17 protein-coding genes are annotated in these 19,997 nt (G+C 45.6%); 7 read left to right on the plus strand and 10 right to left on the minus strand.

Features of this window, described 5'->3' with window-relative positions; genetic code table 11:
• Nucleotides 1-445 precede the first annotated feature (445 nt).
• Together ACYVNW_RS01680 and ACYVNW_RS01685 are read right to left on the minus strand one after the other, a co-directional pair.
• Nucleotides 446-721 carry a hypothetical protein gene (locus ACYVNW_RS01680; RefSeq protein ID WP_460678101.1) on the minus strand — a complete coding sequence of 92 codons (276 nt, stop codon included), beginning with the start codon at nt 719-721 and terminating at the stop codon, nt 446-448.
• Between the two features lie 59 nt (nt 722-780).
• The gene (locus ACYVNW_RS01685; protein WP_460678102.1) at nt 781-1,209 is read right to left on the minus strand and encodes a hypothetical protein; all 429 of its coding nucleotides are present in this window, start codon (nt 1,207-1,209) and stop codon (nt 781-783) included.
• Between the two features lie 337 nt (nt 1,210-1,546).
• On the opposite strand from ACYVNW_RS01685, the gene ACYVNW_RS01690 reads away from it, so the two are divergent.
• Nucleotides 1,547-1,837 (plus strand): helix-turn-helix transcriptional regulator, encoded by a 291-nt coding sequence (locus ACYVNW_RS01690; protein ID WP_460678103.1) that lies wholly within the window; start codon nt 1,547-1,549, stop codon nt 1,835-1,837.
• Nucleotides 1,838-2,753: 916 nt separating this feature from the next.
• The gene (locus ACYVNW_RS01695) at nt 2,754-3,185 is read left to right on the plus strand and encodes a hypothetical protein (protein WP_460678104.1); all 432 of its coding nucleotides are present in this window, start codon (nt 2,754-2,756) and stop codon (nt 3,183-3,185) included.
• Between the two features lie 186 nt (nt 3,186-3,371).
• Here the strand turns inward: ACYVNW_RS01695 and ACYVNW_RS01700 are convergent, their stop codons facing one another.
• The 7 genes from ACYVNW_RS01700 to ACYVNW_RS01730 all read right to left on the minus strand — a co-directional run bounded on the left by ACYVNW_RS01700 (nt 3,372) and on the right by ACYVNW_RS01730 (nt 16,740).
• Complete coding sequence (locus ACYVNW_RS01700; protein WP_460678105.1) at nt 3,372-11,801, minus strand: L,D-transpeptidase; 8,430 nt, start codon at nt 11,799-11,801, stop codon at nt 3,372-3,374.
• Nucleotides 11,802-11,822: 21 nt separating this feature from the next.
• Nucleotides 11,823-13,196, minus strand: a complete 1,374-nt coding sequence (locus ACYVNW_RS01705; RefSeq protein WP_460678106.1) for a hypothetical protein — start codon at nt 13,194-13,196, stop codon at nt 11,823-11,825.
• Between the two features lie 64 nt (nt 13,197-13,260).
• The gene (locus tag ACYVNW_RS01710; RefSeq protein WP_460678107.1) at nt 13,261-13,593 is read right to left on the minus strand and encodes a hypothetical protein; all 333 of its coding nucleotides are present in this window, start codon (nt 13,591-13,593) and stop codon (nt 13,261-13,263) included.
• 340 nt (nt 13,594-13,933) lie between these two features.
• Nucleotides 13,934-14,257, minus strand: coding sequence for a helix-turn-helix domain-containing protein (locus ACYVNW_RS01715; protein ID WP_460678108.1), 324 nt, complete (start codon nt 14,255-14,257; stop codon nt 13,934-13,936).
• Between the two features lie 474 nt (nt 14,258-14,731).
• On the minus strand, nt 14,732-15,298 hold the full coding sequence (locus tag ACYVNW_RS01720) for an NUMOD4 motif-containing HNH endonuclease (RefSeq protein WP_460678109.1): 567 nt from the start codon (nt 15,296-15,298) through the stop codon (nt 14,732-14,734).
• A gap of 922 nt (nt 15,299-16,220) precedes the next feature.
• Nucleotides 16,221-16,499, minus strand: coding sequence for an excisionase family DNA-binding protein (locus ACYVNW_RS01725; protein WP_460678110.1), 279 nt, complete (start codon nt 16,497-16,499; stop codon nt 16,221-16,223).
• 22 nt (nt 16,500-16,521) lie between these two features.
• Nucleotides 16,522-16,740, minus strand: a complete 219-nt coding sequence (locus ACYVNW_RS01730; RefSeq protein ID WP_460678111.1) for a hypothetical protein — start codon at nt 16,738-16,740, stop codon at nt 16,522-16,524.
• A gap of 390 nt (nt 16,741-17,130) precedes the next feature.
• Here ACYVNW_RS01730 and ACYVNW_RS01735 point away from each other — a divergent pair, with 390 nt between their 5' ends.
• The 5 genes from ACYVNW_RS01735 to ACYVNW_RS01755 all read left to right on the plus strand — a co-directional run bounded on the left by ACYVNW_RS01735 (nt 17,131) and on the right by ACYVNW_RS01755 (nt 18,560).
• Nucleotides 17,131-17,409 carry a transposase gene (locus ACYVNW_RS01735; RefSeq protein ID WP_460678112.1) on the plus strand — a complete coding sequence of 93 codons (279 nt, stop codon included), beginning with the start codon at nt 17,131-17,133 and terminating at the stop codon, nt 17,407-17,409.
• 209 nt (nt 17,410-17,618) lie between these two features.
• On the plus strand, nt 17,619-17,876 hold the full coding sequence (locus tag ACYVNW_RS01740) for a hypothetical protein (RefSeq protein WP_460678113.1): 258 nt from the start codon (nt 17,619-17,621) through the stop codon (nt 17,874-17,876).
• Nucleotides 17,877-17,879: 3 nt separating this feature from the next.
• Nucleotides 17,880-18,131, plus strand: coding sequence for a hypothetical protein (locus tag ACYVNW_RS01745; protein ID WP_460678114.1), 252 nt, complete (start codon nt 17,880-17,882; stop codon nt 18,129-18,131).
• Nucleotides 18,124-18,276: a hypothetical protein gene (locus ACYVNW_RS01750; RefSeq protein WP_460678115.1), complete on the plus strand. Its 153-nt coding sequence runs from the start codon at nt 18,124-18,126 to the stop codon at nt 18,274-18,276. The genes ACYVNW_RS01745 and ACYVNW_RS01750 overlap by 8 nt, the downstream gene beginning before the upstream one ends.
• Nucleotides 18,277-18,341: 65 nt before the next feature.
• Nucleotides 18,342-18,560 carry a hypothetical protein gene (locus tag ACYVNW_RS01755; protein ID WP_460678116.1) on the plus strand — a complete coding sequence of 73 codons (219 nt, stop codon included), beginning with the start codon at nt 18,342-18,344 and terminating at the stop codon, nt 18,558-18,560.
• A 79-nt stretch (nt 18,561-18,639) separates the two neighbouring features.
• Here the strand turns inward: ACYVNW_RS01755 and ACYVNW_RS01760 are convergent, their stop codons facing one another.
• Nucleotides 18,640-19,983 (minus strand): tyrosine-type recombinase/integrase, encoded by a 1,344-nt coding sequence (locus tag ACYVNW_RS01760; RefSeq protein ID WP_460678117.1) that lies wholly within the window; start codon nt 19,981-19,983, stop codon nt 18,640-18,642.
• Nucleotides 19,984-19,997 lie beyond the last annotated feature (14 nt).

Here is a 19,997-nt window from a genome sequence, read left to right on the forward strand (position 1 = left end):
TGTTTGAATTTAAGGGCGCAAACATATAAAAAAAGGTAATACATTACTGCAGTGGCTTGTAAAGGAATAGGCGTTAAAAAATAATTATATCCTGCCGGCAGTGGGTCTTCCGCCGAGTAAATTGACCATAAAAATGATTTCTTCATTCAAGCTTATGTGTTCAACTTTATACCTGCGTTGATTAATATATGGTGGCTATTTAAAGCGTACAATCAATTAGCCGGAAGCCTGCGAGTCGATGGTTATAGCCAGATGATTGTAAATCGTTGAAGGCTGAGGCGTAGAAATCCAGTTTAAGTGCTTGAAACTTGTTTGCAGTAGTGCTCCCGCCCGCCGCAATTTGGACAAGCCACACTCATTCGATGATAGTTTAATGCCCTCATTTTCGAACAATAAAAAACCCCGGATTTTTGGCCGAGGTTTTTTGGAGTATGGGGTGGGTTGATTACAAATGAGCAGCGGCGGGAGGTTGGTTGGGGTATTCAATCCCGTATGGAAGTAGGTCTTCTGCCCGGAGTCGCGCCAACTCGCGCTCGAATATTTCATTTAATCGCTTTTTGTTCCGGCGGCGGTAGTCGCTCTGTATCTGATGTATGAGTTCGACGGTGCGTTCCTGCTTAGTTTGTTTCTTTGGCTTAAGCTTTGCAATCAATGACTCTTCATTTTCAGCGTGTGAGTCGGTTGTTGTTGTGCCATGGGTGGCCCTGTGTACGATTTTCATAAAATTTGTTTTTAATATTAGTTATAAATTGAACTGTTTATTGCGGTGGTGCAGGTGGCTTAAGCTACCTTTAAATGTTTGCGTTTTGATTGTTTAAATGAGCGCGGTTCATTCTTTATTTGCTGAAATATCCCTTTAATATACCCAGCTATGCCATTTGGTAGTTCGCTTGCCTCTGGTACAACATCACCGATATTGATTTCATTACGGTAGATATCGTTAAGCCATTTATCAACGGCTTTGTCAATCATTCGCTTTTGATTCCCGCAGGTTTGGCGCCAGTCCGCTGCTAATGGAAAACTGTTTTGATAGCAGCAATAAAGCTGATCGGCACAGTTGTATAAGTGGCGGTAGAATTCGGGCTTGCCGTTCTTAGCTTCCCAGCCCATAAAAACGTCCCCGGTAGACGGGATGAGAAAGGTGTATTTGTCTGCGATTGCATAACCCCTTTTTACAAATACATACACTTGATAGATTCCAATTTTCATAACTATATAATTTAAAAAATTAAAAATTCGGTCATAAAAACCGGCCGCGCTTGGCGACCGGTTTGTTCTTGGGGGTTGTAAGAGTATCGGCTGCGTTAACAGTGGGGGTCCTTTACTCTCGGGCTATTTGGATTTGTAGGTCTGTAAGCACATTGTTTATTTATTGTATCTGATGTGCTTTATATCTTACGTTATTATGTGTTAAATGAAAATATTATTTGTTTCTTTCGACGCTGTAAAGGTACGAATAATATTAATAAATGCAAATAGTATTTTCAATTAATCTCAAATTTATTGTCATATAATGTCATTTCATAATATTGTGTATATTTACAAAATGAAAAAAATTACTATTAACTATACTGAGGCGGAGTTCCGCCAAATGTTGAGGGAGGAATTGCAATTGATTTTGGGGCAAACGGGAACGCCTGCCGTTAATAGTGAAGCGGATAACTATATTAACACACAGCAGGCTGCAAACTATTTAGGCTTCAGTATGAGCAAACTGTATAAGCTGATACACAAAAAAGAAATCCCATTTGATAAGCGCGAGGGTTTAAGGACTCCGGTTTTGTTTAAAAAATCAATTTTGGATAACTGGATAAAAGAGCACAATATTAAACAGTAACCAACCAACAGGTAGTCAAATAACGATATAAATAAATGAGCTGCGTGTCATTAGTTTGCACGAAGTAGGTTTTCATTTTTGGGGTACGGCCTCTGGAAAAACCGGTTTTCCTTTATGGGTGCCTAGGGTCACCTATGGGGGTATTATCCGGCAAGTATATATGCACAGGGTTTTATTTTAGAAATCGGGAGTACGGGGTCTGAGAATCCGGGTTGCCTGATATACAAAAGACCGGGGGTATGTTTTATTCCGGGCATACTGCCTGTCTATCCATATCCCTATATACCTGCTTTAATTAACCATGGGTAGCATACCAGGTACCTGATGACGCATAAGTTATTGACTATATCTTAACTTAGTGTTTATTTAGTAATATTGTACTATAGCTAATTGATAACTAAGTGTATTGGCCTTATCAATAATCAAATTAAATAGTATATGATTCTATTATATATATTTTAGTATAAATACCGCTTGAAGCTTATTTTGAGGGTTTTTTACATCTTGATCGTTATGTGAAAAGCATGATGTTGGTGTATGATATTGTATTTAGTTATATGTATTATCCTCTCTCTAGATAAGCATAGTGTCAGGGAGTGTAAATCGTTTCTTTTGCTCAACTTATCCGGTTCAAAATCGGGCGCAAAAAATATCCTACGGCACTTGTAATTGTAGTTGTTAACATACTACATTAGGGCTGAAAATAAATTCTTTCTTGCGATCTCGTTAAAGCAGCCGAACCGTCGAAATTTCCAATGCTATAACATACGAGTGATGAGCTACTGCCATGCCATGCGTGGGGTTACAATCATTCGTATGTGCGCTTTTCGACGGGCGTGGGCTGCTAATGAGGCCCCACGCTGCTTATTTTAAACCTGCCGAAATTGGGGATTTAGGCAACCAACCCAATTTCACAATGAAATCCGTATTTATCTTATGTCTGTGTTTTGCTTTAGGTCAAACTGTACAAGCCCAGAGTTTTGTCGCTGTACTTAATATGCCGAAGACTTTGGCTTTTGAGGCCTGTGAAAAAATGGGTCTCAAGGAGAACGAAAGTTTAAGGTTTTACGATTCAGAAAACGAGTTAACAAGCTATACATTTACTACTTTAGAGGGTGATGCAAATGTAGTGCTATATTTTAAAAACAATAGGTGTGTGATGATAGGCTGGATTATTGCAAGAGAACTACGGCCAGAAATAGTCAATTCACTTAATAGCAACTTTTTGAAATCTGCTGAAAATAGCACTTGGCATAATCTAAAAAACACGGTGAAAATAGTTGTAGATGGAGGGAATGCCTCAGATACACTTGGAACAGTTGTGTTCCTCCTAAATAAGTTAAATTGAAATTCTATTCACTCGTGAAGCTCCGATTGTATATCTGCCCGTGTGACATCAGAGTAATATTGGACGTCGGCAGGATCAGACGTAAAACAGAAATGAATGACGTCAGGCACCTTGCTAAGAAATCTTCGGTCATTCATTTTAATCGGCTACGGGCGGTTTTGCTCGAAAGCATCAAGTTGTATCTTCCTAATCGTTGTATCCGCTTTCTATCTGCTCGCTATGTAAACGGTTCAATAACTCGTCTATTCCGGCGGTCGCTTCGTTGCGCTCGTCTTCCGACTTGTCAGATAAAATCTGATTGATAAATTCATGGGAGCGTTGCAGGCTTTCTGCCGCGTCAATGTTGCGGTTCCTTTTCAGGATACCGGCATATACTTTAACCAGGCGGTCGATGTCCTCTCGGCCAAGTTCAACAGCTTTTCCGGTATTGAATGCCTTGATGATGCGCTTGCCGTAGCTTTCCATCAGTTCTCTGGCTTCTGCGGTGATATGTCCGGTGCCAATAATTGCACTGTATATCCTGCGGAGCGGTTCAATCTGGCGGATGTTCTGGCGGTAAAACTGATAATCTGAATTTAATTGCTGGGCCAGCGGGGTCTTTTCGATGCGGTTGCGGTAGGCATCTACCTCCATGTAATTACTGCCCATTTTGTTTAATTCGTACTTTGAGCCATGGTAGTTAATCGCCTTTTGAACACGTTTGAATCCATCAGAAAAATTCAGCTTCAGGTCGGCCTCGGCCTTTCTTTCCTCTGCCTCCATGGGTCTATCGATTAAATCAGCGTCATGCAGACCTACACCCATGGTCAGCATATCTTTCACGACGAGCCACTTCTTCAGCGACTTCTCATAATCGGTTAGCGGCACAAGGGTCGATTTTCCGGTAAAGGTATTTGGTACTTCCTTGTAGCCATGATAGACGTCGGACAGGCGCTCCCCGGTATTGACCAGCATTTCCTCCACCGGGGCAAAGCCGCCCAGGTAAGTCTTTAAACGCTCGGTGTCCGTGAATGGGATGCCCTTGCCGAAAGAGGTCTGCAGGGTCTGACGGGTGCGAAGCTGAACGCGGCCGGTAGTTGGGGAGATATAGGGTTCCTGGCCTAATGCTCGGGTCAGCGCAAGGTTGGTACCATAACTGAGAATATCGGTCGGCAGGGTACCCAGTCCGCTGTACAGCACATCCTGCGCACTGTTACCCAAGACCTTTTCCATATTGGCCTTGCCGTCGGTCAGGATGCGCTCACGTTCCTTGGCATCATCATCCGCATTATGCCCGCCAACGATGGTATTGGCGACCAGCTGGCCCATGCTCTGCCCGACGTATTTAATGGCATAAACTTTCATAAGGTTGAAGACAACGGACTCCGCGACGGTAGCGCCGAAATCCCGGGCGCCTTCCAGCTTGGTTTCCATATCTGACCCGTAGATCAGCTTATTGATGTCGCCCACGCTCCTTAACTTTTGATTGAGGTTAAATGAACTGAAAGGGGAGAAGATAAAGGCACCAATTTTACCGGAAAGTCCGCTGGGATGCAGCCACCATGCCGCCAGCGTTTTATCAGAAATGTTTTGATTCCGGTCCACCAGCTGTTCCGCGTAGGCCATCGCCTCGGGGCTGGGGTTCTTAGCCTCCTGTGACCAGTCGAGATTGGTCAGGTTCGCACCGGACTCTTTTAGGTACTTCATGTAGTAGGCCAGATAGGATACCTTGGCGATATACTGGTCACTCTTGCCCAGCGGCATCATTACGGCCTCCATAAACTGCTTCCTAATGTCCTCCGGCATATTCAATACCTTGATACCATGGCTATTCATGTGGCTGACTATCCAGCGGCTAACCGGGCCGAGTTTGGTACCGTTCTGATCTGCTGCCATAGTGGAAGTAAATGCCACATGGCTGTTGTCGCGCATCGAACTGGCGGAGTGTTCGAGCAGGTCGTGTGCTTTGTAGACATCCCTGAACGCTCGGAAAAGAAGCGGCGCATCATTGCCTAAATAAACGGCCGTGTTCACCAGCACGGATGGTACCTGCTTGCCCATTTGCATTACAGAACCCAGCGCCTTTAGTGAAGCGAGGCTTTGTAGTCCATCCAGTGCGCGGCTGGCCTTGCGGCTCATTTCCGATTCTTCCTGGTTGACCCCTCTTCTCGATTTTTCAGTATCCAGCATGGCATTGTAAAAACGCTTCATGGATGCTTTACTGCCGGGGAAAACGGTCTGCTCGAAGCGCGGGTCATTGAACAGGGCGTCCATCTGGTAGCGCACAGGCAGGGTGTTGATTTCCAGTAGCTGCTCTTTGAACCGCTGCGGCTGTACTTTATCGAAGTCAAAGTCGAGGTAACCGCTACGCAAAGGGGTGCGCTCCCGGCGAAGGGCGCTCCCGGCCTCTTTTTTGCTCATCATGGATAGTTTGTTATCTGCCTCGGCCAGTGTTTGATTAGTGGCGGCCTCGCTATTGCGGCTGTCAACTACTTTGGTAGAGGTATAATTTTCAATAGCACCATCCATGCGGCTGCCTTTAATGAGCAGCTGAACATCTGCTAACGCTTCCTTATGACCGGCATAGCTGTCCATCCAGTGCTGAATGACCTTAAGTTCGGCCGGTAGTTCAGCTTCCATCTTATCCATAAAGCCCTTCCAGTCGCTCACGCCGTCCAGTAATTCCGACTTTATCTTGGTGAGCAGTTCGGCCTGTTTCTTGGCGGCCGCATCTTTCGGGCTCTGACGTAAATATTCGATGGTGTGGTCGAGGTTGGCGCGGGAAACCTCGTTAAAATGTTGGTTGATGTCTTCTGGGGTACCGCCGTAATGTTGTATCAGGTAGGCGATGACACCTCTACGCAGGGAGCCGTACCCTGATTTCAGGGAGTCACTGCTTACGCCACCGGCCTGACCGATAAGTTCCAGGGCTTTCTCGCTGGTTTTCAGGAAGGTCTGGCGGGTATCGGTGTACCCTTTATCCCATGCCTGAATACCTGTGGCCACTTTCCACTTGGCCAGCTGCCGGTCGTTCGGCAATATCTTACTGAACAGGTGGGGTTTATGCATCGCGCCAAATAAGGCATTCAGATAAGCACCTTTTCCGCCCATCAGGGTTTTGATTTCCGGCAGTGAGGTTTCCGTATGGGCATGAACCAGCACATCCTTGATATTGCTCAGGTCGCCGTTCTCCGCCATGCGGGATAAGGCGCGGTGCAGGTTGATGAGTTTGGCATTGGAGAGTTCGCCGGCATTCAATCCGCCTTTTAGTAAGCTGCGAAGCTGCGCCCGGATACCGGACGGGTCCGGTGCGGATTCATGTAGTTCGGGGCGCTGCATGGCGGCCTCTGCCAGTCCGTTCACCCGGTCTTTTAGCAGCTCGCTTTTCTTTTCGTTACGTTTCAGTGATTCGGCCGCCTTGGCCAGACGGTCAGATGCTTCTTGCTGGTTAATTTCATCCAGTGTGCCGTCCTTGATGGCCTGCTTTAACTGGTCGCGCTCGGCCTTGGTCAGCGAAGAGGTATCTATCTTTCCTTCGGCCTCCAGTCCGCTCAACAGTTCTTCGGCCTCGGCTTCTGCCGAACGTTCCCGGTGGGCGTTCTGTAATTGCTCCAGATCATCGGCTACCTCGTTCAGTACGGCATGGTTAGCCACGTGCTCATTTTCCAGCGCATAGCCGCCATTGTCATCTTTAACGACCTTAACATCCTTATGACTGTCGATAATGGCAGATAATGCCTTATTTAGCCTGCCGATGGCCGGATAGTCCAGTGTGCCGTCGGGCTTGGTCAGTTGTGAAGACTGAATGCTTTGCAGCCGGCGGAATACCTCGCGTTCTATCTGGCTGGTCTTGGGTGAGGACAATTGCTTTTTAACCTTAGCAGACAGTTGCTCGGTTTCTGACACCAGTTTACTGCGCTCGGCATTGCCGAAGATAGTTTCCAGTGAGTTAATAATCTTAATCGCTTCGCTCGCGGTGGTTGCCTCCATGGAGACGCGGGTCATTTTCGCAATGTCGGCTTTAGAGAAAGGAAGGTCTTTGCCCTTGTAGAAGCTTTTCAAGTCTTTCAGTACATCACCGACAAGACTCTTGGCATTGTGCCAGTCCTTGGCCTTGGCGCCATCTTTCAGCTGCTCACGGGCTTTGGCTCTGGCTACATACATGGCTTTCTTCAACTTGTCGGCATTTTTACGGTCTACCTTGTTCTCTTTCACAAAGTCAGCGATATGCTCGGCCTTCAGTCCAGCAAAGGTGCCATGTAACCAGGTCCGCATTTCCTTCAGTGCCTTACCGTCCAGTCCGTTTTCCTTGCCGAATTTAATGGCTGCTTGAAAGGCTTTGGTAAATGACTTGGTGGCGAGGAGGGCAGCACGCATCGCTTTCAGGGCACCGATACCGATTTCCCGGCCGATGGCAGGCGGGATAACGGTGGAGAAGGTATTGGTGTTCCTCTTGCCACGCTTTCCTTTCTCTTCGCCAATAGTAGCTTCTACCCAGTTCAGGGCTCTGTCCAGTACTTCCATCGGGCTGCCTTCTTCATAAGAAGCTGCATCGTCCATTTCGTGACTGATATCGGCCGACTCTTCTTCCTCGGTCATTTCCTGTCCTGCGGACCTGCGCTCCTTGGTAGAACCTTTCTCCTTACTGCCTGCCTTGCGGTCGTCCAGTATATCCAGTTTATCATTCCGCAGCTGGTCGATACTATCTATATGCGCTTCGGCGGCCTCTCTATCCACTAAGTTGTTGGATATCAATTCCTTTATACGTCCGATGATTTTATCGGCTTTCAGGTTGATTAGCTTACGGTCTTTTAATTTCTTCAGTACTTCCTGTTCAATCTTTATTTTAGATGAAAGTTCTGAATCTCCTGAACGAGAATCACTTATATTAGAAAGCTGTTCAGACCATGAACCGGCGGGGTAGGTTGTCGCCGGTGCTGGTTCCGGTGTCTTACCTTGTGCTGCGCTGGTTGAGGGTTCCGATGGTGGTACCTCAAGTTCGGGAACAGAAGCCGGTTCTGCGACCGGTGCCGTATCAGTAGTTTCATAGCCGCGGAACTCATTATTATCTATAATGGCCTTGGCGGCATCATAGGCGCCTTGCTTTTCCCGAAGGCTTGCTTCATTGACGCCATAAGGACTATTTTTAATCTGGCCGATAAGTCCTTCCAGTTGCTTCATCATTTCTCCGGTGCTGCCGGTCGTATCCAGTGCGCGACTATACGGAACCTCGGAAATGATTTTCTTTTTTAACTCATAGTCGCCCAGATTGGTCTTTTGCTGCTTAGGCTCCGCAGCTGATTGACGTACAGGCGCTTCGGCGATGTCCGCTGGTTGAGCAAGTGCTGCCTTACCTTCTTTTCTGGTTTGAAGTGCGCTATCGGTCAATGATTCAATATTCTTTTTAATTCCCGCAATTTGTACATCAGCAAAATCTTTTGTCGCTTGATTCCGGGTTTCTGATTTGAGTTTCTCGAACTCTTGAAGCTGGGCATTGGATTCTTGAATCAAACGCTGTGTCTCGATATTTTGCTGGTCGGGCTGTTCAGCAGCAGCAACCGAACCGAGTAAAGACTCTACATTACCCGATGCCCGGATACCACGACCGAAAGAATAGCGACCGTCGGGCAAGCGGGTGGCCGAAGTGATGCCTTGCTGCTGGTCATGGATGCGGTCGGCATTACGTGCGTCTGATTTCTGATTGATTTCGATAGTGCCGTTCTCGTGATCTGGCTTGCCGTCAATTAAACGAACAATCTTAGCGGTACCCGATTGGCGGTTACTGCTTCGCTCGTTCTGTACCACCTGGTACACCTGGCCGTTGGCTTCGATGGTTTCACCTGCACTGGCCGACATCGCCTTTCTGATAAGTGCATCGGCATCAGCGACTTTATGAGTGGCAGCAACAGGAACCTGTGTATTTACAGCAGGTGCGCTTTCGCCCGGCTGTGTAGTTGCATTGGTAGAATTTCCAGCTTCTGCGGCTGGGGTGGTTGATGTATTGCCCTGCGGGGTTCCCGTGTCGGCATTACGGATAAGCGCGTCCAGATGGCTGACACCTTGCTCGGCTGCTTTTTGCTGGGTGGTCTTGTCAGCATCTTCCATCACCTTCTCCAGTTCATAGCGTTCCTTGGTGATAAGGAGCTCATTTCCATCGGTCACCTTGTAGTAATGCCCGTCGCGTTCAATGAACTGATGAGTAGTGCCATTGGCGATACTCTTGATTTTATCCTCCAGTGATTCGAGGTTAGTCTTGGTGGCGGAGATTTGGGTATCGTAATCTGATTTGAACAGGTCGTCCGTACCCTCTTTATTGGCCGTCATGCGGGAAAGGTCTGTATTCAGCTGCTTGCGCTGCGCCATCAGTCCTAAAATCTCATTCGTGCGCTGGGCACCCAAGTGCTGCGGGACTTTGCGTTTCAATTCGGCATAGGCATCCACGGCGTCGGCCGCATTTTTCAACTGATCTGCATTGAAGCCCATATCGCGGCCTTCGACCATGACTTGGTTCTTCAGCGCCTCAATCTGGTCATCGCTGTGTGCCTCGGCCACTTTTTGGGAGATGTAATTACGCTGTGCTTTGGGCAGCATCTCGAACGGGGCACGTACTAATGAACCCACCAGTGTCGCAGCGCCGAACTCCCCGGCAGCAGCGGCCAGTGATTTACCGTAATTCTCGGGTGATACATCGTAAATCTGTTGGCCTGCCATTTGATTCGCCAGCAGTTGCTCGCCCATATTTCCGGTGGTCATGGCTCCGGCTACTGCGGTATTGTGTAGCAAGTCGTGCGCGGCACGGATGCCAACCTGGCCGGCACGCCTGGCAAATTTCTGTACGGTACTTTGTGCAGCCTTGGCCAACGCCTCGTGGGTCAGTTCTTTACCGCCGGCCTCGACGAAGTTCTGCACCGCCTCGCGTGTGAGATAAGGCAGTACCTTTTCGGTTACACCTTTACCGAAGGGTAGCTTAATTTTTCCAGCCAAATAATTAACGCCGCCGCCCATCAGACCCAGTAGGTGCTTCTGGTCGTCAGTCAGGTTCTTTGCGGCTTGGTTGGCATCTAAGTCGGAAGAAACCCTGTTGTAGCCATCGAAAAAAAATGAGCCGGGGTTGATGGACTGTGGGAGTAAGGTCATCATATTCAGAAACGCCTTACCTGCATTCGACTTTAAATTCTGTCCTTTTTTAACCTGCTCGAAATCGAAGTTACTGTCCTTTCGTTTCTCTAACCACTCTGGACCGCCAAAATAATCCAGTGCTCTCCGGTCGTTTGGTGAATGGGACTTGCTCAGGTAGTCAGCTACCTGCTCGGCATCGTTAGGGTTAATTCCCTTGCCTTTCAGGTAATCATAGACCCGGTTTGCTGTTTCCTTATCGTTCCAAACATTCGTGGACAAGTTAAACTGGGCTTTGTCCGTATCGCCTTTAAATTCATTTACTTCTTTGGTTCCGTCACCGATGGCGCGGGTAATCATACCGCCTGCATCAGCTGCTAAACGCTCCACGCCAGCGGCCGCATTGTACACGTTGGAAGTGGTTTTTTGAAAGTAAGGGTTTGTAATGATATCGTTTAAAACCGCGCCGCCGAAATTTTTAGGGGCTTTACGCATTTCCGGCAAGTCCTGTTCGTACTCACCTGCCCGGCTTTCCCTTACCTTCGGATTGGACAGCAGTGGTGACTGGGCATGCGCAGCGAACTGCTGCTGGGTCATCCCCGGAATGATGGAAGGTGATTTGCCGTCCGCTGCATTGGTCTGCTTTACCCGCTGGTCGAGCTGATGAATCAAATCCCGGTATTGCGGGTGCTGGCTGTCGGCCACAAGTAAGGTATCACCATTCTTGAATTTGGCCTTCAGCTTTTCTATATCTTCCTTTTTGCAGTTGATGCAGCCATTGGAAGCCCATGGGGTCTTGGAGCCGTACAGCGGGTCGCGCTTGGCTGTGTTCATGGTCTGGTGAATCTGCAGGTCTAAGGCTTTGGGGGCAGGCTGACCATGCGCGGCTACCGGGGTCATGTTCATCCCTAACCCGCCGTATCGAAGCTGGTTAAAGGCGCTCAGATCATGGTCCAGCGTATAGTAGCCGACCGGGGTCGCCCGCTCATTGTCGGGCAGGGATTGCAGGGGATTTTCTGGGCGGTCGTTTTGCTCGCCGTTTACGTTCTTCCCGGTGATGGCATTGAACTTTTCTACCTGGCCATTACTGATGATATAACCATTACCTGACCTTTTATCCACCACAATGCCATGTTCGGGCAATTGCGGTGACTGGCCTTTTTCACGGGCATGTGATGCAGGCTTGGTGTGGGTGGTACTTACTTTCGGATTAGCTAAAACAGGTGATTGTTGCGCCTGCTGATAGCGGTCGTAATCCGCCTGTGGTACGCCGGGGATGGCCGACATGGCGGCCTGCTGTGTCTTGGGTTGATGCGCGCCAATTTTCTGACGGAACTCATCGAATGTTCCCAGCTGGTATTCAGCACCTACGCCATCGTAAAAGGCGCGCTGCTTGGCAGGGTTTTGCAGTTTGGTTCTGAACTCCTGCTCACTGCCTATGTCATAATCTTTCGAAACAGCATCGTACAGGAGTTTGATTTTGTCTTGTTCTGACGGGGTGGGGGTGGGTTGGGTTGTCAATTTGTATTGGGGTGTGGGGGTTTAAAATCCTGATATAGCTTTCTTCTTCTTGCCATTCGTTGGTTTTGCTGCCGGAGTTGGAAGCGGTGTCTTTTTTGGTCTTTTAAGGCGCTGCTGGGTAGCGGCCTGACTCGGGTTCACTACACTGCTTTGGATATTTAGGATAGCCTGCTGCGCACCCTCTGGCGTGGCCGGCCAAGAAATAACATCCATCTTATTGCCACCCTTGAAGACCGTGCCTTCAATCGTGTTAGTTTCCGGGTTGTAGGTGAGTGGCTGCCCGCCGTTCATCCAGCTTTTCGCCGGTAGTGTGTTGTTGATTGCGTCGGCGGCGGCTTGCGGATTGTTCACAATATTGTTAGCGAGATCGTCATAATATTGCTGGCTCAACATCTGTGAATTGCCAAACGCCTGCTGCTGTAAATTACGGGCAATCTGGCTTTCCATCAGGCGCTTTCTCAGCGGGTGAATATCCGTGGCCATGTTATACATGCCTTGCTTGATACCGGCGTTGAAGGCATGATCGTCATATTTCGGCATACCGTTCACGCCGCCTAAGCTGCGCTGGTCGAGCTCCTGCTGTTTGGCTTTTACATATTGCTGCAAAGCATCGGCGTGGCTGACGTCATTTGCATCGGCAATCTCATTGACTAATTGCTGACCTTCCGGGGTACGGGTAGCGAAATTCAGTGCGGCTTGCAGGTTTTGCTGGGATTGTGGTACCCATGTATAAACAGGCGCGCCGTTACGGGCGGTACCGGTTCTGACTTGTAAAGGCTTTGCTATCTGTTTTAACAATGAGTTCTCTGCCTTGTAGGGGTCAAGTATCACGCCGCCGCTGTAATCGGTAAGGGTCGTTAAATCTTCATAAGGATCAGCCTGTGCGTGCAATTTATCCATCTGCTCCTTTACCCATTCGGTCGACCGCTTTGGTGCCAATCCCATAATGCGCTGGGTGGCTGATTTTAAAACCTGGGCTTGCTGGGCTGATTGTGCGGCATAATCTTTCAGCGCGTTCTGCCGTTTCTCCAGTTCCATAGCGGCAGCAATGTCGCCGCGGCGAAGGGCTTTCTGGTTGAGAAAATAATACTGGTGATGCTGGCCCAACAGTTTCTTATAACCTTCCCGGTATTGCTGCGGCATCTTGCCGGCATCATAGGCCATATAAGCCAGCCGCAGTTGTTTATCCAGTTCGGCCTGCTGCCGCTGCCGGGCCTGCGCGGGTCCGGTCAGGTTCTGGTATAACTTACCCATGTCGATGACCTGGGCGGCGCCATTATCGTCGGCGGTAAGGTGACCAACCCATTGCGAGGCGGAGCCTTGTGCGGGTCTGTAAAATTCGGGAGCCTGGTCAGGTTGCTGGTAGGCTTCGGCATAGTATTGTGATTCTGCCATGATGTTAAATAGTTTATGTGTCTGCGTATGTCGCCCTGTCCGCTGCCGGAGAGAGCGCGGCGTATTAGCGTTTGTTAAGTATCTCCGGGAAGAATTTGAGGTAGAATGCTTGTCTGCTGGAAGAGTAAAAACCATTCTCGATCAGCATAGCGTGTAACTTATTAATAGCCATTTCGTTAGTATGGCTCTCAATAAATGCGGTGTAGGTGTCCATGTACAAGCCTTTGTCGGCTAACTTCAAATACAGCGTATCCGCCGCCTTTGTCGCTTCCTTGATTTCGTATGAAAAGTACTGATAAGTGGATAGCTTTAAACGTGCTTTGTGCTTATCGTAGAAGGCCCTACGTGTCTCTGGACTAATCAGCACAAATTTAAACTCATTTATCGTGCTGCTCATATAAATCTCTGGCAACTTGTGGTAAAGGTGCGCGATATAGTCCTTGGGCTTCAGGGGTGCATTCGGAACGATAAGCTTATTAATGAAATCACCTATAAGTTCATCACTTGCCCCCTTCTTTGACATATCGGCTATATCAAATGTTGACCCGTAGGTACGCGCAAGGTAGTCTGTTATCTCCTCCCGAGAGAGCCCAGCTTTAATGGCAAGTAAGTAAGTAAAGTAACGGGGTGGTGTCATGGCGTTGGTATCGGTTCCAAGGTGGGGGTGGGAGATGAGTCGGGACGTTTGGCTTTTTCACTCATCTCTGTTATATCTGCGCCCCGACTCATCCTGTAAATCAGGCTTTCGGGGTTAGCTGTTCGTCAATGTACCGCTGTACCTCAACGAACTTAATTCTAATGCTGCGGCCGACATTGAAGGCGCTAATTTGGCCGCTTTTGATTAACTTATTGACAGTTGGGAGGCTTACGCCAAGTAATGAAGCTAAACTGCGCTTGTCCATTGGTGGATTCAATTTTAGCGCCTCTGCCATTGACGCCTCTGACTGGGCTTTGCCTTCTTTATCGGGGCTAAATACCGCCGCTTCAGCTAACAGCTGCCGCAGGTCCGCCAGTTCGCAAATAATAAGTTGTCTGCTTTTTTTGGAATTATCGAAAATCATTTTCTGAATTGGTTTATCAGCCGGGTGGCTATGGTACAATACAATAAGTGTCGGTTGACACGATTACTAATGCTTTACGTAAAGATACCGAATTTTATGTTGTTATAATAATATTTGACAAAATTTAATTCTAATATTTATTAGATTTATAGTGCTTTGGTAGTCTATAGGATGATATTCGGCGCCCCGATTAGCAGGATTCAGTATAATCCTTCGTGCACGTAATTTTCTCGCGGCGGGATTGAATTAGAATATAGTGTGTTTTCAAAATTATTTGCAATTGAATGTAAATTGGTTTACGCACTGCAAAACCTTACTTAACAAGCATATAGGGGAATATCATAGTACTTTTTAGCATTATGGAACTCCGAAAGTATAATGATGCAACGATTGATTAATTTTCAGGGTTAAGCACAAGTCCTCCTATGACAACCTGTTCTTTAACCTGATACAAAGCCGTTAGGAAAGCTGTATTTAGATGAACTCGAAGTTCAGATTCAGTTGTTTATGAAATCCTGTATCATTTTGCTGCATAGCCCTTGAGATAGTTGACGGCCTTACATTAAAATAAGCGCCAGCGCGCCCGATAGATGGAAATGACTGCTGGGTCTGTACGCAGCGGATAGGGCGCATTGCCGCACCTCTTTTTGCGCCAAGTACAAAAATTGCGTGGAGGCAGTTAGTTTGAGCTGTTGCCCACTCTAAGTTCTCTATGGAATTATCTGATTTGTCCCCAGACCGATGGTTAACCATCGGGAGATTTCCCGGATTTGGAAGGAACGCCTGCGCGACCAAACGGTGAACCCGGAGAATACGCGTGCCCTGGTTGTTGCGTAAGGCTATCCGTTTATATCCATACGAATTATCCACCGGGCATAAAATACGACCTTGGCCGCCGCCTATAATACTGCGGACCTCGCCTCTCCGAGAAATCAGATAATTCGGGTAGTCCTCGATGGGCAACCATTCAGGCGGTTTGCTTTTACGGTTACAGTTGATGGTACTGGGTGTGTTGCTGAGTGTAGATACGAATGGTATCATAGCTTGAAATTGAATTAAGGGCCAGGAAAGCCCGGTGGTTATTCAGCGCCATGGGGTGTGCGCCAGTTGTTAATTAACTTATTCTGCAGGTCATTACAGTATGGGATGCTGGAGTGAGCCTTAAAAATTACTATTCTATATGACCGAATGTCTGCCGATTCCTTTTATTCTTCGGGAGATATGCCGCGCCCGACTTTTACGGTATGGTGGTTGGTATAATTAAGTAATGCTTTTGAGCCGCCCGCGCCCGGATTTATAGAGAAGACACCATTTATGAATGGTTAATCATGTAAAATTGAAAAGGCGCGCCGCCCGATTTTGACCGGATATGAATATAAAATTTTAATCATAAGTAGCCATAGAGCCATTATTATATAAATCTTTAAGTAATGGCTATTTATGGCCGGTCGATGGTTTGCAGGATAATGTTATAGGTGGCGTTAGCAATTTATGTTTTGCTGGCTTGCATTTTAATTGTTGCAAGTCAAAAGGCTTATCATGAGGAGGGTTGTTTGGTTGAAGCGAGGTGAGTGAAGTTTCCTCTCACCCCCTTACCCCCTCTCTCCATCACTGTATTTGTTGGATGAAAAAAAGGCGTAAGAAGGTAAGCGGAAGCTTCACACAGAAACGGTACTTTAGATGAACCAACGTTTATCCGTCGGATGGGAGAAGTATATCGCTTCGGTGACCGGAAGTCAGAAGTTTTCGAACATGACTCGACCCGGATTTTTTGGCTTGCTTGGCAAAATGATTGCAGTAGCCCTTGCATAGCGTCTTGTTAGACGCGGGATATAGTTTTTTTGCAGCAGCCCTATTATATGTTGGCGCGTGTAGTATTCTCAAGGGTTAGCTATCGTAATATTTTATATTGAACAGCATAAACTAAACTGGGATTAAATGTCTTCTTTAACGCTTTTTAATATCAAGCTTTACTTTTTATGTAGTCGTCGATTGCTTGGTAGCTTATTCTGACTGACCGTCCGATTTTGAAACTTGGCAGTACTTTGTACTTTAAAAGGTCATCCAAACCGCGGGTTGAGATTTTTAGGTAAGCCGCTGCTTCCTGGCGTGTGGCTGGCGCCTTTGCTTGTACTTGCTCTTGTTGGTTTGTACTCGCCTTATATTCTTTCAATGCCGTCTGAATCGTTCTATTAAGTAGGGATTCAAGTTCGCGTTCTGAGAATTGATAAAACAACTGCATCGGTGTCGCTTATTTCGATTGGTTACTTATTAGTGTTTGTTTGCTTTTTTTGAATGTGAATCTCTTCATCTACAGTAATCGTTTTAAAGCAATATCCTTCCTTTTTCAATTTACTGGTAGTGGACCATACAGAATCCTTTCTTGATACATCAACTACTAAAATTTCTTCATTAGCTACCAATGATCTCAGGGTTTCTGTCAAATTTTCCTTGTCTTGTAACACTCCTTTAACTATATGCATATTTTTGTCGCTGACGTTACTTATTAACTATGTTAAAATATCGGTGCCGGTCTTATCGTAAGAATTTTCGGCTTCAAAATCATCTACAAACAAAGATAAGTCATATTTAGCCGATGCTAAAAAGTTTGGTATTATTAAGCTCAAAAGGTCGGGGATTTGAATATGTAATTATCAACATGTTATTAACACCTCTATTATAGCCCATGAGGAATGCTGCGAACGTATGAAAGAGTTCAACGATATAGGTGAACTAAGAGGCGATAATCAAACGAATGGTAAGGTGGCTGGTATGAAAACTTATTCTGACAGGAAACAAATGGATATAGCAAAGTTCATCAAGATGCTACACTTATTACTTATACTTTCCGTAGCTAAAATGCACTTAGTGAATTGTATAGCCTCGTAACTGTAAAGCATACAGAAGGGAACTACAAAACTAAAGGTGGTTTTTTTGATAATAACATATACGGGTTCTGGAGTTGGCTTAAAAGAGTTATCTATGGCATCTATTACAACCTAAGTCGTAAACACTTGCAAAGTTATTGTAGTGAGTACTTATATCGATACAATACGAGAACGGTAAAAGACCTTATGCGTTTTGAAAGTACTGTTGAGCTATATGCATGTAGAAGGCTACGTTATATTGATTTAACTGCTAAAAGGGCATAAGCATATCAGATAAGCGATAACTGTAAGTTATAATGATGTAAGGTATCTTTATCTTTGTGAAGATAAAGATGGGAACAGTATGAAAAATATTGATAGTGCGTAATCAAAGGCATGTAAATACTATATATGGTGCTGTTATTGATATATTTGTAATAACTGCAAATAAACCTTTGTTTGCAGTTATTAAATTCTTAAAACTTAAAATCGTTATGGAAACCCCAAAAGTAACACTTAGTGCTGTTTTTGTCGAGGACAAAAAAGGCAGAGGTTATTCTGGCTACTTCAAAGAGTTTCCTCAAGCATTAGCGTTTGGTAGAACAACTGGTGAAGTTCTTGAAAATATGCTGAAGGCATTAGATACCTTACGTGAAATGAACAAGGAAAACGAAGCTGCGCGGAACTCACGTTCTCATTCTACTTCCGCTCCTATTCAAGAACAAGAATATCAGTTTCAATTGGCTTCTTAATTGATGACACAAAACCAATTTGTTCAATATCTTCACGATAATGATTGTTCGTTAACTGAAAATTTCGATGGTGCTTCTTATAAATGTAAAAGAAGAAATTATAAACAAACACCACAAGTTCAAGCTATCTTACCTAAAGTGGATTGGGAAGATGAGGTAATTGATTACTTTGTTTGTCATGTTTGTTACCATTTGAAAGTTGAAGTTCCGGCTGAATATCGAGATATTTGCAATGACATTGAAGAATATGAGTGATATTAAAAGGTCAAGTAGCAAGCAACGTGCTGAAAAGTACGAACCAAAGTTAGCCATCAATGGCACCTTTGAGCAGGCTGTAGGCGTTCTATTTAAGAATGCTGATAGTCGAAAAGCTAAGGAAGCGAAAGAGAAAAAGAACTAATAGGCATTGCCACAAACAGGAAAGCCAGTCGTGAAAAATGACTGGCTTTTTTATTAGTTTTGATTATGGAAAAACAACCTATCAGAACCTTACCAAAAGAGATATTCGACACTTATACCTCGTTAGATGTATACAAACTGATTAAATCTTTCTTTCCGAAACACAAGGGTGCTATCTCAATTGGTCATGATGAAGATAAACAAACATATATGGTTCATGGGCTAAGCGAACAGGAGTACAAGCACGTATTAGAAATTTTCAAACAAAACCCCAATTTGAATTAGTCCCAACTCGTATATAGTTACCATAAAGTATGTAAGTTATTTTCAAATAAATATCATCACTATGATAATTGTTGATAGCTTAAACCGCTTGCATAGATTGTCTATTCCAAATTTCCCGAAGCATCTCGGCTTTTTCTTTTGGTGTAACCTTAATATACTTCATAAACGCCTTTTCGGTACGGTGTCCAGTCACGGCCATAACCACTATACTTGGCACTCCCATTTTAAACATGTTACTGGCGAATGTGCGCCTGGCTGTGTGTGTTGTGATCAGCTCATAAGTTGGTTTTTTGAGATAATGTTTAATGCCCGCCTTGGACTTTTGTAAGCTCACTTCATTGAGGAGCCCAGAGTCGGGAAACTTTTCACCAGCAGATGCTGCAACTTCCTTAATGTAGCTATTGAGCTTTACATTGGACATGCCAGGAGGTAGGCTGTTGGATGTCTTGCCGGCATACTTTTTCATGATACGAGCAATTGTATCATGTATAGGAATGGCCACCGATTCGCCGGTTTTCTGCGTTTTTATATCAATAAACCCGTTATGAATGTTGCTGGCTTGAATGTTGGTGAAATCTGAAAAGCGAAGGCCGGTCCAGCACCCGACCAAGAACAAATCACGAACCCTGTCCAAGCGTGGATTTTTACTTAAATCCAATAATAGCAAGGCATCAAGCTGTTGAAAGTTTAAATAAATATTCTCCACTTCAACTTGAACCTTGACAAATCTGCTACTTCTATGTCTAAGGTTGTTATGCAAACCTGCCTCTTGTGCTTCATTCATAGTAGCTTTTATACATCTAATTAAGCTACCGAATGAGTTATCCGCATAGTTTTCAACTTCAAAGGCGTAATCTTTAATATCCTGATAAAAATCCAAATCAATATCATTAAATGGCAACGCCTTACGCCCAGTATATATCAAAAAGCGCTTTAGCGCCTCCATTGTACTTTTATAAGATTTTACAGAATCTGTTGCATATCTGCTGCCATCTCTTTTTACTCTTTTACCAGTTTTGGTGTCGGCAATCAGTTTTTCGAAATAAGAAATTAGATCATAGGTAAGATCGTTATCTGCGGAAGCTGCAGCTTCTCCGCCACGATTTAAAATTGCAATACAAATCTCTTTAAAATGCTCCGTATCTGGATATTGGTGGATTTCGGAAGTTATTCTTTCAAATTCAGCGGTTACCCAAGTCTTTATCGACTTGAGCTGTTTGGCTACCAGTGCACCCTGTGTAAATGCGATAGTTTGCCTGGGTTCTTGGGTCTTGCCATTCCAGTATCTTGGCTCAACCAATATACCAGTTTTAAAAACTGAGCGCTGGCCATTAAACCTTACCCAGCAGCGCAATGGTGTGGGTTTCGATTTATCTTTAGTCTGCTGTAGGATGAATTTTACACTATGTTTGAAGCCTAACATGATAACCAATATGT

The organism is Mucilaginibacter koreensis (assembly GCF_054783355.1).

Excerpts from the sequence above, each read along its gene's own strand:
- ACYVNW_RS01680 (WP_460678101.1), bottom strand. The coding sequence starts at position 721 with ATGAAAATCGTACACAGGGCCACCCATGGCACAACAACAACCGACTCA.
- ACYVNW_RS01685 (WP_460678102.1), bottom strand. The coding sequence starts at position 1,209 with ATGAAAATTGGAATCTATCAAGTGTATGTATTTGTAAAAAGGGGTTAT.
- ACYVNW_RS01690 (WP_460678103.1), top strand. The coding sequence starts at position 1,547 with ATGAAAAAAATTACTATTAACTATACTGAGGCGGAGTTCCGCCAAATG.
- ACYVNW_RS01695 (WP_460678104.1), top strand. The coding sequence starts at position 2,754 with ATGAAATCCGTATTTATCTTATGTCTGTGTTTTGCTTTAGGTCAAACT.
- ACYVNW_RS01705 (WP_460678106.1), bottom strand. The coding sequence starts at position 13,196 with ATGGCAGAATCACAATACTATGCCGAAGCCTACCAGCAACCTGACCAG.
- ACYVNW_RS01710 (WP_460678107.1), bottom strand. The coding sequence starts at position 13,593 with ATGAGCAGCACGATAAATGAGTTTAAATTTGTGCTGATTAGTCCAGAG.
- ACYVNW_RS01715 (WP_460678108.1), bottom strand. The coding sequence starts at position 14,257 with ATGATTTTCGATAATTCCAAAAAAAGCAGACAACTTATTATTTGCGAA.
- ACYVNW_RS01720 (WP_460678109.1), bottom strand. The coding sequence starts at position 15,298 with ATGATACCATTCGTATCTACACTCAGCAACACACCCAGTACCATCAAC.
- ACYVNW_RS01725 (WP_460678110.1), bottom strand. The coding sequence starts at position 16,499 with ATGCAGTTGTTTTATCAATTCTCAGAACGCGAACTTGAATCCCTACTT.
- ACYVNW_RS01730 (WP_460678111.1), bottom strand. The coding sequence starts at position 16,740 with ATGCATATAGTTAAAGGAGTGTTACAAGACAAGGAAAATTTGACAGAA.
- ACYVNW_RS01740 (WP_460678113.1), top strand. The coding sequence starts at position 17,619 with ATGGAAACCCCAAAAGTAACACTTAGTGCTGTTTTTGTCGAGGACAAA.
- ACYVNW_RS01745 (WP_460678114.1), top strand. The coding sequence starts at position 17,880 with ATGACACAAAACCAATTTGTTCAATATCTTCACGATAATGATTGTTCG.
- ACYVNW_RS01750 (WP_460678115.1), top strand. The coding sequence starts at position 18,124 with ATGAGTGATATTAAAAGGTCAAGTAGCAAGCAACGTGCTGAAAAGTAC.
- ACYVNW_RS01755 (WP_460678116.1), top strand. The coding sequence starts at position 18,342 with ATGGAAAAACAACCTATCAGAACCTTACCAAAAGAGATATTCGACACT.
- ACYVNW_RS01760 (WP_460678117.1), bottom strand. The coding sequence starts at position 19,983 with ATGTTAGGCTTCAAACATAGTGTAAAATTCATCCTACAGCAGACTAAA.